This window comes from Rugosimonospora africana (assembly GCF_016862975.1).
Classification (GTDB): domain Bacteria; phylum Actinomycetota; class Actinomycetes; order Mycobacteriales; family Micromonosporaceae; genus Rugosimonospora; species Rugosimonospora africana.
This window is the reverse complement of sequence record NZ_BONZ01000049.1, coordinates 129,377-141,305: the sequence shown is the minus strand read 5'-3', so window position 1 is coordinate 141,305 and position 11,929 is coordinate 129,377. Positions and strand designations below refer to the sequence as shown.

General features: G+C 70.7%; 16 protein-coding genes and 1 tRNA gene. 7 read left to right on the top strand and 10 right to left on the bottom strand.

Annotation, left to right across the window (positions count from 1 at the left end; genetic code table 11):
- Positions 1-38: 38 nt before the first annotated feature.
- Both Raf01_RS25940 and Raf01_RS25935 read right to left on the bottom strand, forming a co-directional pair.
- Positions 39-578 (bottom strand): flavoprotein, encoded by a 540-nt coding sequence (locus tag Raf01_RS25940; RefSeq protein ID WP_239133923.1) that lies wholly within the window; start codon positions 576-578, stop codon positions 39-41.
- Positions 579-600: 22 nt separating this feature from the next.
- Positions 601-1,827 (bottom strand): helix-turn-helix domain-containing protein, encoded by a 1,227-nt coding sequence (locus Raf01_RS25935; protein ID WP_203920598.1) that lies wholly within the window; start codon positions 1,825-1,827, stop codon positions 601-603.
- Between the two features lie 165 nt (positions 1,828-1,992).
- On the opposite strand from Raf01_RS25935, the gene Raf01_RS25930 reads away from it, so the two are divergent.
- The 6 genes from Raf01_RS25930 (at position 1,993) to Raf01_RS25905 (ending at position 6,312) form a co-directional block, all read left to right on the top strand.
- On the top strand, positions 1,993-2,616 hold the full coding sequence (locus tag Raf01_RS25930; protein ID WP_373319568.1) for a bifunctional DNA primase/polymerase: 624 nt from the start codon (positions 1,993-1,995) through the stop codon (positions 2,614-2,616).
- 77 nt (positions 2,617-2,693) lie between these two features.
- A complete protein-coding gene (locus tag Raf01_RS25925; protein WP_203920596.1) occupies positions 2,694-2,864 on the top strand; it encodes a hypothetical protein in 171 nt (56 codons plus the stop codon).
- Between the two features lie 74 nt (positions 2,865-2,938).
- Positions 2,939-3,703: an SDR family NAD(P)-dependent oxidoreductase gene (locus Raf01_RS25920; protein ID WP_239133909.1), complete on the top strand. Its 765-nt coding sequence runs from the start codon at positions 2,939-2,941 to the stop codon at positions 3,701-3,703.
- 174 nt (positions 3,704-3,877) lie between these two features.
- Positions 3,878-4,960 carry a type I glyceraldehyde-3-phosphate dehydrogenase gene (locus Raf01_RS25915; RefSeq protein ID WP_308442665.1) on the top strand — a complete coding sequence of 361 codons (1,083 nt, stop codon included), beginning with the start codon at positions 3,878-3,880 and terminating at the stop codon, positions 4,958-4,960.
- Positions 4,961-4,993: 33 nt separating this feature from the next.
- Complete coding sequence (locus Raf01_RS25910) at positions 4,994-5,926, top strand: LLM class F420-dependent oxidoreductase (RefSeq protein WP_203920594.1); 933 nt, start codon at positions 4,994-4,996, stop codon at positions 5,924-5,926.
- Positions 5,923-6,312 (top strand): hypothetical protein, encoded by a 390-nt coding sequence (locus Raf01_RS25905; protein ID WP_203920593.1) that lies wholly within the window; start codon positions 5,923-5,925, stop codon positions 6,310-6,312. The genes Raf01_RS25910 and Raf01_RS25905 overlap by 4 nt, the downstream gene beginning before the upstream one ends.
- 62 nt (positions 6,313-6,374) lie before the next feature.
- Here Raf01_RS25905 and Raf01_RS25900 read toward each other — a convergent pair whose 3' ends face one another.
- Complete coding sequence (locus Raf01_RS25900; RefSeq protein WP_203920592.1) at positions 6,375-7,355, bottom strand: quinone oxidoreductase family protein; 981 nt, start codon at positions 7,353-7,355, stop codon at positions 6,375-6,377.
- Positions 7,356-7,463: 108 nt separating this feature from the next.
- Between Raf01_RS25900 and Raf01_RS25895 the strand changes: the two genes are divergently transcribed.
- The gene (locus Raf01_RS25895; RefSeq protein WP_203920591.1) at positions 7,464-8,090 is read left to right on the top strand and encodes a TetR/AcrR family transcriptional regulator C-terminal domain-containing protein; all 627 of its coding nucleotides are present in this window, start codon (positions 7,464-7,466) and stop codon (positions 8,088-8,090) included.
- A 45-nt stretch (positions 8,091-8,135) separates the two neighbouring features.
- Here Raf01_RS25895 and Raf01_RS25890 read toward each other — a convergent pair whose 3' ends face one another.
- The 7 genes from Raf01_RS25890 to Raf01_RS25860 form a co-directional block, all read right to left on the bottom strand.
- Positions 8,136-8,468, bottom strand: coding sequence for a putative quinol monooxygenase (locus Raf01_RS25890; protein WP_203920590.1), 333 nt, complete (start codon positions 8,466-8,468; stop codon positions 8,136-8,138).
- 41 nt (positions 8,469-8,509) lie between these two features.
- Positions 8,510-8,827, bottom strand: a complete 318-nt coding sequence (locus Raf01_RS25885) for a hypothetical protein (RefSeq protein WP_203920589.1) — start codon at positions 8,825-8,827, stop codon at positions 8,510-8,512.
- Positions 8,828-8,891: 64 nt separating this feature from the next.
- On the bottom strand, positions 8,892-9,734 hold the full coding sequence (locus tag Raf01_RS25880) for a helix-turn-helix transcriptional regulator (protein WP_203920588.1): 843 nt from the start codon (positions 9,732-9,734) through the stop codon (positions 8,892-8,894).
- A gap of 51 nt (positions 9,735-9,785) precedes the next feature.
- Positions 9,786-10,505, bottom strand: a complete 720-nt coding sequence (locus Raf01_RS25875; protein ID WP_203920587.1) for a tetratricopeptide repeat protein — start codon at positions 10,503-10,505, stop codon at positions 9,786-9,788.
- 123 nt (positions 10,506-10,628) lie between these two features.
- Positions 10,629-10,700: transfer RNA gene (locus Raf01_RS25870), tRNA-Val, on the bottom strand.
- Positions 10,701-10,847: 147 nt separating this feature from the next.
- Positions 10,848-11,309: a peroxiredoxin gene (locus Raf01_RS25865; RefSeq protein WP_203920586.1), complete on the bottom strand. Its 462-nt coding sequence runs from the start codon at positions 11,307-11,309 to the stop codon at positions 10,848-10,850.
- A gap of 92 nt (positions 11,310-11,401) precedes the next feature.
- Complete coding sequence (locus tag Raf01_RS25860) at positions 11,402-11,839, bottom strand: DUF3052 domain-containing protein (RefSeq protein ID WP_203920585.1); 438 nt, start codon at positions 11,837-11,839, stop codon at positions 11,402-11,404.
- Positions 11,840-11,929: the final 90 nt, after the last annotated feature.

The window sequence follows — 11,929 nt, the reverse complement described above, 5'->3', positions numbered from 1 at the left end:
CGACCCGGCATCGCGCGGCACTTCCAGGCACGGCCGCGTCATCTTCTCGGGATCGGCGCGACATCGCGCAGCGCCTCGAGCGCGAGGTGCCAGGGGAACCCGTCGACCGCCGCCTCGCCGAAACCCGGCGGCAGGAGCGGCACCTGGTCCTCGCCGAACAGCACCGCGATGCCCCAGCCCCGCAGCCGCGTGACGTTTTCCAGGAAGGCCGGGTGGTTGGCCATGGCCGCGTTGGTGTACGGCATGGCGACGATCGGCAGGCCCTTGCCCTGGCCTTCGATCAACAGCCCCAGCGCCAGAGTGTCGGCGATGCCCGCCGACCACTTGTTGATCGTGTTCACGGTCGCCGGGGCGACAATCATGGCATCCGCATCGGGCAATACGTCCGGATCGCCCGGATTCTTGTACGCCGACCGTACCGGGTGTCCACTCTGCTCCGCCAGAGCAGCCACATCGATGAACTTCCGGCCATCCGGGGTGGCCACGACGCACACGTCCCAGCCGTCCAATTGAGCCAGCTCAACGAGCCGACCGGCTCCCCGGGCCACCGGGGAGCCGCAAACGATCAGATAAAGAATCCGGGAGCCGCGGTCACCCGCGTCATACCCCGACCCCCATGGTCTCGGCGAGTTCGGCGACCGGCGCACTCGGCGCCCCCTTCGTCCGGCGCAATACGTCAGACAGTACTTCGTGGGCAATCGGACGGCAGCGGATCTCCGAAGGTGCCAGCCTGTCACCCTCCAGAAGCATCTCACTCGCCCGTTCGATGTCACCCACTTGAGCGAGCCCCCGGGCGAGATCCACATAGTGGTGCGCCCGGCGCTCCGGCAGCATGGCGGCGAAGCTGGCCCTGTCCAGGTGTTCGTGCGTCTCCACGGCCAGACCACCTTCGCCCAGCTCGACCATTGCCGCCGCCCGGTGGATGTCGACGTTGGTCGGACTGAAGCTGGTCCAGTAGTAGTTGTGGTTGCCGCCCAGTCCCCGCGCCGCGACGTCGGCACCGGTCAACAGGTCGCGGACCGTTGCGCTGTCGCCGATCCGGGCCGCCGCCATGGCGCCCTGGAGAAGCAGCATGCCGTAGACCGAGACAAGTTCGGGCGTCGCCCGGCGGGTGTCGCCGGGAGCCAGCCGGTTGGCGATATTGACGTTGACCTCCAGTGCCGGGCGGGCCCGACCGAGCGCCAGCAGCGCGCTGCCCACCCGGTAGCTGGCCGTACCGGCGAGCAACTGGTCGCCGGCGCGCAGAGACACCGCGATCGACCGGTCCGCCGCCAACCACGCCAGTTCGAGCTCGCCCAGCTTGCGCAGGCTCGAGGAGGCGATCTGGTAAACCTGGCCGAGCAGGTGCGCGGCCAGCATCCCGCTGTCGCCGCCGTACACGGTGTCGGCCGCCTGCGCGTCACGCAACAGCTTCGGCAGCACCCGGGCGAGCGGTCCGTACCGGGCGTGCTGGTAGCTCAGCCAGGCATGCTGAACGGCCTTGCGCAACTCATCGATCGACGGTGGCTGCGGCGGTGCGTGGAAGAAGGTGCTTATCTGGTCGTACCGCTCCAGCGCCGACCGGATGTCGGCCACCTCGACCTGATCGAGGCAGGTCATCCCGCCCGGCCGCCGCTCCGGCTCGCGACCGAGCAGCAGTTGCACGTCGACCTGCAGGACGTCGGCGATGTCATAGAGAACGGAGAACTTGTCGAGCCGGCGGACACCTCGCTCGATCTTGTCGACCCAGCTCTTCGACTTGGCGAGCCGATCGGCGAAGACCTGCTGAGACAGCCGGCGCCGGGTCCGCCAATAAGCGACCCGGCGACCTATCGGGAGTTCATCCACGCTCGCTGCCCTCCCCTCGCCCGGCCGGCTCGCAAACCGGTTGCCCCCGGGTCGCACTGCGAGTGCGCCTAATCACGGGCCGCTGCCCATACCTTTCAGTGCAACATTCAAAGTGCTCTTTGCCTGCCGCAACGACCGATCGACCGTTCAGGTGACGGCGATCAATTGCGAGGAGGGGTAACGATGCGGATACGATTCCGCGGCGAGTTCGAACGGGTGCGCCTGAAGAGTGCGGCGCTGGCCTACGCGGCGCACGGCTGGGACGTGCTGCCCGGGGCCTACCTGGCCCGGGGCCGGTACTGCTGTGGATCCGGATGCCGCACCGTCGCCTGCCACCCGGCCCGGCCGGAACGTCCCGACCTCGTCTCCCACCAGCCGGACGTGGTGGGCACGTGGTGGTCACGGCGCCCGTTCTCCGTACTTCTCCCCACCGGCCTGACCTTCGACGTACTGGAGGTGTCGGCCTGCCCGGCAGCGACCATCGCGCAGGCCGCGTGCGGTGGGCCGGTCGCGGTGACCTCGGCGGGACGCTGGATGATCCCGGTCCGGCCCGGCTCCGACCTGTGCCCCGACCTCGCCGGGCGCACCGACGTCGTGCTGCACGGACCGGGATCGTGGGTCCCCGCGCCGCCGACCCGGGAACCGGGCGGACGGATCCGCTGGGTGGTATCGCCGACCGACGCGCAGTGGCGGCTGCCGGACGCCGTCCGCGTGCAGGCCGCGCTCGTCGACGTGCTGCCGGCGCTGGGACACCCCCCGCCCTACACCCGGATCCGCGTAGCGGCGTGAACGACGCGCCGTCCACCTCGCACGGCAGCGACCGGCCGGTCTCGCGGTCGTTAGTCGGGGTGGCGAGGGAGTCCGACATGTCTGAGCACAACCTAGACCGCGGTACGACACAGGTCGAGACCCGGCGCGGAGTGTGCCTGGCGTGCCGGTGGGCGGGTACCCACCCGTCCGGTACCCGACCGGTCGGCTCGCGCCCCACCGGTGCCCGGCCCGGCCCCCACCGACCGGTACGGGTGGCCGAGGAGTAGCCGTACCGGTGGCGGCGCTCACCATGCCGGGGCCATCACCGCGACGGCCGCGGGCCGGGCGCGACAATCATGCCGTGATCGATGAGTACCTGGAGCGCCTGTTCGGCCTGACCGGCCGGCTCGCGATGGTGACCGGAGGCAACGCCGGCATCGGCCGGGCCATCGCCGCGGCGCTCGGCCGGGCGGGTGCCGAGCTGATCCTGGTGGCACGCGACGAAGAGGCACTCGCGCGTACGGCGGCGGAGCTGACCGCCGAGGGCGTGAGCGCCCACCAGTTCTCCGTGGACCTGGCCGACCGGGCCGCGATCGACGAGTTGACCGCCCGGGTTCCGCGGGTGGACATCCTGGTCAACGCGGCCGGCGTGAACATCCGACCGCCGCTCGCCGAGCTGTCCACGGCGGACTGGGACCGCACGATGGCGGTCAACCTCACCGCGCCGTACCTGCTGGGTCAGCACTTCGGTCCGGGCATGGCGGCCCGCGGGTTCGGCCGCATCATCACTGTGACCTCGCAGCAGGCGGTCCGCGCCTACGGCAACAGCGGTGGGTACGGCGCCTCCAAAGCCGGCGCGGCCGGACTGATCCGCAGTCAGGCGGAGGCGTGGTCGCGTCACGGCGTCTGCTGCAACGCCATCTCCCCCGGCGTGGTGCACACCGCGATGACCGAGGCCATCTTCGCCGACCCGGAACGCGCGCGGGCGATGGCCGAGCGCACCATGGTCGGCCGCAACGGGGAACCCGACGACTTCGCCGCGGCGGCGGTGTTCCTCGCCTCGGCCGGCGCCGCACACGTCACCGGACAGACCATTTTCATCGACGGCGGCTTCTCGGTGCACTGACGGCGCTTCCACTGTCCCGCGGCGGATCCGGCCAGCGGGATCGTATCGATGACCGTCTCCGGAATGGTCGACTAAACAAATAACGCAACTATTCGTCTATTTGCCTGTCTGAACGGCTAATTTTCGCCATCCCGTTGCGCTTCCGTCATCGATTAGGCTCGGTGAACGAATCTGATGCTCAGGTGGGGGAGCAGGGATGCCATGACTATTCGCGTTGGAATCAACGGAATCGGTCGAATCGGTCGCTCATTTTGGCGAGTGTGCCGGAATCGGCGGGAAATCGACGTAGTCGCGATCAACGACATTGCGGAACCCCGTGCACAGGCGCACCTGCTGCGGTACGACTCGGTGCGCGGCCCGCTGGACGCCGACGTGGCGGTCGACGACGGCGCCATCATCGTCGACCACCATTCGATCGCGTCCTTCCGCCGTCCACAGGCCGGCGACGTCCCCTGGGGTGACCTCGGCGTCGATGTCGTCCTGGAGGCCACCGGCCGATTCTTCTCGGCGGATCAGGCGCGCCGGCACCTGGACGCCGGCGCCGGGCGGGTGGTCGTGTCCACCGCGACGGTCGACCCGGACGTGACCATCCTGATGGGCGTCAACGAGGCCGACTTCGATCCGGCGCGGCACCGGATCATCTCGCCCGCGTGCTGCACCAGCAGTGCCGCCGCACCGATCATCGCCGCCCTGCGGCAGAGCCTCGGCCTGCGCGGCGGGATGCTGACCACGGTGCACGCCTTCGACCCGACAAAGAGCTCGCTGCATGACGCGCCGCACTGGGACCTGCGGATGGGTCGGGCAGCCACGGTGAACCTGATCCCGGCCCGGCTCAAGCCCGGCTCGATCCACGCGCTGTCCAGCACGTTCCCGGAGCTGGCCGGCAGGATCGCGGGGCTGCACGTGCGGGTACCGGCGATCATCGGGTGCGTCGCGGACCTCGACCTGCAGGTCGACCGGCGGACCACCGCGAAGGAGGTCAACGCCGCGCTCGCCGCGGCCGCGGAAGGCAGCCTCAAGGGATACCTGGGCTACACCGAGGAGGAGATCGTCTCCTCGGACATCATCGGCCGGACCGAGTCGTGCATCGTCGACGCCGAGTTCACCACCGTGGTCGGCAACACCGTGAAGGTGATCGGCTGGTACGACAACGAGTGGGGGTTCGCCAACCGGCTGGCCGACGTCATCGGGCTCGTCGGTGGCCACCCGACGCCGGGCGAGCGTCCTCACGCGCTGGCGGTTCCCGCAGGTCCCTGACGCACCGTCCGGCGGGCGTGACAAGGTAGCTCCATGCGCATGGTTATCTTCATCGAACCTCAGCAGGGCGCGACCTACGCCGACCAGCTCCGGATCGCGCGCCACGCCGAGGAGTTGGGCTTCGACGGCTTCTTCCGGTCCGACCACTTTCTGTCGATGGGCGCGGGCGACGGCATGCCCGGGCCCACCGACGCCTGGGCGACGCTGGCGGCCATCGCCGACCAGACGTCCAGGATCCGGCTCGGAACGCTCGTCACCTCGGCGACGTTCCGCCTGCCGGGGCCGCTGGCGATCACCGTCGCGCAGGCCGACCAGATGAGCGGCGGACGGGTGGAACTGGGGCTCGGCGCCGGCTGGTTCGAGGCGGAGCACACCGCGTACGGCATTCCGTTCCCGCCGCTGCGCGAGCGCTTCGACCGGCTGGAGGAGCAGCTGGCCATCGTCACCGGGCTGTGGCAGACCCCGGTCGGTGAGCGCTTCTCGTTCCAGGGCAAGCACTACAACCTGGCCGACTCGCCGGCGTTGCCCAAGCCGGTACAGGCCGGTGGGCCGCCGATCATCGTGGGCGGGCACGGGCCGAGGCGGACGCCCGCGCTGGCCGCCCGGTTCGCCGACGAGTTCAACGTGGCGTTCGGCACGCTGGAGCAGACCCGCGCGGCGTTCGCGCGGGTCGCCGCGGCGTGCGAGGAGTGCGACCGCAGCGCGTCCGGCCGGATCGCCCCGGTGCTGTCCGCCGCCCAGACGATCACCGTCGGGCGTACCGAGGAAGAGGCGCGCCGCCGGTCCGAGCGGATCGGCCGGACCCCGCCGCTGTCCGGCACTCCCAGCCAGGTGGTCGATCAGATCGGGGCGTTCGCCGAGGCCGGCACGACCCGGCTGTTCCTCCAGATCCTCGACATCTCCGACCTCGACCACCTCGACGTGATCGCCGAGCAGGTGGCCACCCAGTTCCCGGACGAGTCGTGACGTCCCCGGTCGGGTACGAACTGGTGACCGCGCTACGCGAGTTCGTGGAGCGCATCGAGGCCGTCGCCCCGGTACCCGACGGGCCGGCGGTCGCCAGCGTCTCGGTGAGCATCGACGGCGGCGAGGCGAGCCTGTCGCTCAGCGGTTCCGTCGCGGTGTCCCTCATCATGGCGCTGCGCGAATACCACGATCCGCGCGACAACGGCCGCTGCGAGCACTGTGGCGGCAGGCGGCTGGACAGCAACCTGATGTGCGCCGACTGCCAGCGTCCCAACGGGGTCTTCGGCCAGCTCATCATGGAGCGGGCAGCCCGTCACGCGGCCCCCGACCCGGACACGGATCTGGTCAAGGACCTGACCGCGGCACCGGAGCGGCCGGCCGGCTGACCGCGACGCCTACCGCGACGGGCCCGGCGCCTGCCCCCACGGGCGGACGCCGGGCCCCGGCCCTAGGCCATCGGATTCAGCACGATCTTCCCCAGGTTGGCCCTGGCCTCGATGACGCGGTACGCGTCGGCGGCCTGTTCCAGTGGCAGCACGGCGTGGATCGCCGGGCGCACCGCGCCGCTTGCCAGCAGCTCCCACAGCCGTTGCCCGTGCCGGTCGTACACGTCCCGCCGGTGCTCGGCGAAGTGCCGCATGGCCAGCCCGATGACCGTCCGGGCGGTCATCCGCAACTCGTTGACGTCCACCTTGCCACCGGTCGCGTTGAAGGAGACCAGCCTGCCCAGCGGGGCGAGGGCCGCCAGGCAGCTGTCCTGCACGTCTGCCCCGGTGCCGTCGAGGACGACGTCGAACGACTCGTCCAGGCCGGCCCGAGCCTCGGCGTACGTGACGATCCGGTCCGCGCCGAGCCCGCGCAGGAACTCCTTCTTCGCACTGCCGCCCCCGATCGCCGCCACGACCCGTCCGGCGCCCAGCGCCCGGGCCAGCTGTACGGCGAGGTGCCCGACCCCGCCGGCCGCCGACGTCACCAGGACCCGCTCCCCTTCGCTCTCCCCCTCGCGGAGCCCGGCGAGGTGCAGCGCGGCGGATGCCACGTGCCCGCTGCGTACCAGTGCCACCGCGTCGGCGTCGTCGACACCGTCCGGTACCCGGTCCAGAAACTCCACCGGTACGGCGGCGAACTGCGCGTACGCGCCGCTGAACGCGAGGCCGGTGACTCGCTGGCCGACCTGCCACCCGGTCCCGGGCCGCTCCGGCACTCCGCTGCCGAGTCGCACGATCCGGCCGGCCACCTCGCCGCCCGGCACATGAGGCAGCGGTACGCCGCCATCCGGGCCGCCACGCGTGAGCCGCACGATCGGCAGGGTGACGCCCGCCGCCCCGACCTCGATGAGCACCTCCCCGTCGCCCGGCCTGGGTACCGGCACCTCCCCCACCGTCAGCACCTCGGGCCCCCCGTACCCGTCGAATCGAACCGCTCGCACGCCCCACCTCCTCGCGCCCGGCGTCAACTTCAACGCCGTTGAACTTCAACAGTGTTGAAGTATGCGGCACAATGATCCAGTGGGTCAACGTGATTCCGGGAGGCGACCATGAGGCTCAGCGGCACCGAGGTGCGCGCCGCCGCGCTCGACCTGCTCGACGAGGTCGGCCTGGACAAGCTCACCATGCGCGGGCTCGCCACCGCCCTGGGCGTGCAGAACGGCGCGACGTACTGGCACTTCAAGAGCAAGCAGGCGCTGCTGGAGGCGATGGCCGACGCCATGCTGGCCGGGGTGACCGACGACCTCGACGCCACGGCCGCCTGGGACCAGCGGGTCACCCAGCTGGCTCACCGGCTGCGTCGGGCGCTGCTGTCCCGCCGCGACGGTGCCCGGCTGTTCGCCTCCGCGTTCTTCCCGCTGCCCAATGCGCTCGCGTACGGCGAGACGATGGTCGGCCTGTTGATCCGGGCGGGGCTGAGCCCGCACGCGGCGAGCTGGGCCACCGACACCCTCACGTACTACGTGGTCGGGCACACCACCGAGGAGCAGCTCGCCGCCGCCCTGCCGGACGGTGGCGCGACCGCCCGCGCGCGGCTGGCCGCGGCCCTGGACCCGAGCCACCATCCCAGTTTGCTGGCGGCGGCCGAGGATCTGAGTGCCCCGCATCCGGTGGAGCACTTCGACCTCGGGCTGACCATCATCGTCGCGGGTATCGCCGCCCAGCTGCCCGGATAGCCGCCCAAGCGAACCGGGTCGGCCCGGTCAGCCCGGTCAGCCGGGTCAGCCGCGGTCCGGCACCGCCAGCTCGCCGAGTTCGGACCAGTCGTCCTGCGGGACCGTCGTGTTGACGATCCGGGGCGTCTCGGCCAGGTACTGCGGCAGTGTCTCCTGCGCCGCCTTGAAGTGCGCCGACTGGACGTGTGCCGCACCGGCGTCGCCGTCACGGAACGCCTCGACCAGCACGTACTCGTGCGGATCGTCGATGCTGCGCGACCAGTCGAACCACAGGCACCCGGCCTCGCCCCGGGTCGCCCGGGTGAACTCGCCGGCGATCTGCGGCCACTGGTCGGCGTGCTCCGGCAGTACCCGGAACTTCGCGGTGATGAAGATCATGTCCGGCCCCCTCGACGATTCCTCGGCTACGCGACCGGAGGCTACGCGACCAGACCGGTCGCCGAAGGCGGGGTGCCAGCGTCGAGGACGGCGGCGACGACCGAGTCCGCGGAACCCGGCGCTGTCGGGGCCGCTCGGAGCGCCGTCTTCGACTCGGCGAGCGTCGCCATCAACCGGTCCAGGTCCTCTGGGTCCATGCGGAACGATGCGCGGCACACCGGACCCATCCACACCGACACCACGACGGCGGCGGGACGCCCGGGCCGCTCCGGGTGGAGGGTGATCCGCATGGTCCGGTCATCGCCCCGCACATCGGTGAACAGCTCACTGACGCGCGGCATCGGAATCATCTCGCCCACGTGTCCAGGATGAGCCAGGACGGGGCCACTGGGAAGCCCCGCGCCGGGACCGGGAATGCTCGCCTCAAGAACCCGCTGGTCCGGGCAGCGGTAGCTTCGCCCGGGTCTGCTCGTCGTGCGGGGTGTAGACCACCAGCCGGTGCTCCGGCGTGCCGAGGACGGCCATGCTGGTCGAGGTGAAGCGCAGGTCGCCGACGACCGGATGCCGGAAGTGCTTCACCCGCACACCCGGGGTCGCCACGTCGTGCCGCTCCCAGAGGCTGGCGAAGGTCGCGCTGCGCGCGGAGAGCCGGGAGATGAAATCGGTCCAGCCGGGCTCATCGAGGTGCTGCGCGGAGAACCCGCGCAGCGTGGCGACCATGTGCGGCGCCTCGTCCTCGAAGTTGGGGAAGCGAGTGCTCACCTCGGGATCGGAGAAGCAGCACCAGAGGACGTTGCGCGCCTCGCAGGGGACGCTGTGCCAGTCGCGGATCAGGTTCGCGTGTGCCCGGTTGTTCGCGATCACGTCGTACCGGGCGTTGATCACCATGCCGGGCAGTTGGCCGAGCGAGTCGAGGATCTCCTGCACCGCCGCGGGTACTCCGCTCACCTCGGGGTCCGGCGCCAGGGCGGGAACGTCGGCCAGCCGGTACAGGTGGGCTCGTTCGACGTCGTCGAGGCGCAGGGTACGGGCGACCGCGTCAAGTACCTGCACACTGGCGTTGATCGGCCGGCCCTGTTCCAGCCACGTGTACCAGGTGACCCCCACCCCGGCGAGCTGCGCCACCTCCTCCCGGCGCAGGCCGGCGGTCCGCCGGCGCAGCCCGGGCGCCAGTCCGACATCCTGCGGCGACAGCCGGGCACGCCGGGCGCGCAGGAAGTCGGTCAGCTCGCTGCGGCGGCGCGGCGCCGGGAGAACGTTGGTCACCGGACCATTCTCCGGCGGCGTCGGGCCTTCGGCCAGCGCTTAAGGCGCAGCTCACGAGCTGGGCGTCACTCCCGCTTCGGCCTGCTGAAGCGCTTGTTCGGCCCGACTGACGCGATCCGCCCGAATCCCGGCCTCCCGTGCCATACGCACCGCATCCCGCAGGTGCGCGAGGCCCTCGGCACGCCGTCCCGCCTCGACCTCCGCCTCCCCGAGCGCGAGCAGGCCGCTGTACGTCCATCGCGGGTCGCCGTGCGCCTCGCGCAGGTAAAGCGAGGTCTGCAGGTACTCGATCGCCTTCTCTAGCTGGACGTCCCTGACCAGGTAGTAGAAGCCGACGTGCCGGTGGATCTCCGACCGGCTCAGCAGATCCGCGTGATCGCCGAGCGCCAGCGCGTCCCAGAAGTACGGCATCGCCGTGTCCCAGTCCCCGCGCAGTACCTGATGAACGAGCCCGACCCCGAACAGCGAACCGGCCGACCCGCCCAGGTCGCCGATCTCCCGCCGGATCTCCAGCGCTCGCTGGAACAGTGCCTCCTCGTCCTCGGCGAACGTCGCGTCGACGCCACGGTCCAGCGCCTCGAAGTGCATCAGCCAGCCCAGCCGATCGAGCGCCGCCGCCTCGGCAGCCCGGTTGCCGTCCCGTACGGCCGCGTCACGGGCCGCCGCCAGAGCGGCCCGGGCGCCGGCGTAATCAGCGGTCCGGTATGCCGCCTCGATCAGCGCCTCCGAGCCGGCCGCCAGCAGGTCCGCGGCGAATTGATCATCTGCCATGCGGGGACCGTACCGGGTCGGCCGGGCCCGCGCCGCCCCGCGACCGGCTTCTCCCTCGGGCGTACCGCAAGCACGAGGGCCTCCCCGATCTTGCGGGGAGGCCCTCGGCCTGGTCTGACGGGGTGGGCACGGCTGGGTTCGAACCAGCGACCCCTCGCTTGTAAGGCGAGTGCTCTTCCGCTGAGCTACGCGCCCCCGGGAACCCCGGAGAGTCTACAGTGTCCCGCCCACGACTGGTCTGGGTCGTGGCGCGGCGTCAGACACGCCAAGCCAGACTGGTCGGACGACTGGTCTGGGTCGTGGCGCGGCGTCAGACACGCCAAGCCAGACTGGTCGGATCGGTTACGCCAATAGTGAGAGGGCCTTTCGCCAGGCGTCCTGATCGCGTGCCTGGCCGGGGTGGTTCAGCTCGGCGAAGCGGACGACGCCCTCCCGGTCCACCAGGAACGTACCCCGGTTGGCGAAGCCCCGCTCCTCGTTGAACACCCCGTACGCCTGGGCCACCGCCCCGTGCGGCCAGAAGTCCGCGAGCAGCGGAAAGTCGTAACCCTCCCGGTCCGCCCAGACCTTGTGCGCATATGGCGAGTCCACGCTGATCGTCAACAGCTGCACGTCCTCGTTGACGAAGTCGCTCAGATGGTCCCGGACCTGGCATAGCTCGCCCTGGCACGTGCCGGTGAACGCGAGCGGGTAGAAGACCACCAGCACGTTACGCGCGCCACGGAAGTCCGACAGCCGCACGTCCTGGTTGTTCTGATCCTTGAGCAGGAAGTCCGGCGCGGCCGCGCCGACCTCGATCGGCATCTCCAGCTCCTTCGTGAGGCGTGATCAGAATCGGACAAAGGGAATCGCGGCGCGCCCGTCGACAGGCGCGCCCCGACGCGGGGGGTGGGGGTTCAGCGCTTGGAACGGGCCGCCCGAGGTGCCACCAGCCGGGCGCCGCTCCAGTCCTTGCCCGCGCTGATGATCGATGTTTGCTGGAGTCCGGCCGTCGGCGCGGACTCGGTGATCTCGCTGGGTTCGACGTGCCCGGGCCTGCCGGCCTTGGGGGTCAGCAGCCATACGGCTCCATTGTCGGCCAGCGGAGCGATCGCGTCGACGAGCGTGTCGACCAGGTCCCCGTCGCCATCGCGCCACCAGAGCAGCACGATGTCGACGACCTCGTCGGTGTCCTCGTCGACCAGCTCGCCGCAGCGGTCGATCAGGGCGTCGCGGAGATCTTCGTCGACGTCATCGTCGTACCCCATCTCCATAACGACCATCCCCGGCTCGATCCCGAACCGGTCCGCCAGGCTCCGTACGCCGTCGGCGGCCTGACCAGCGGTCGCGCTCACTGTCGCGTGCCTCCTTTATTAATTCTCGGGCGTCTGGCTAAACGCCGATAGCGGGTAGTCCACACTTCAGGCAGCGCCCCGCGCAAGTGG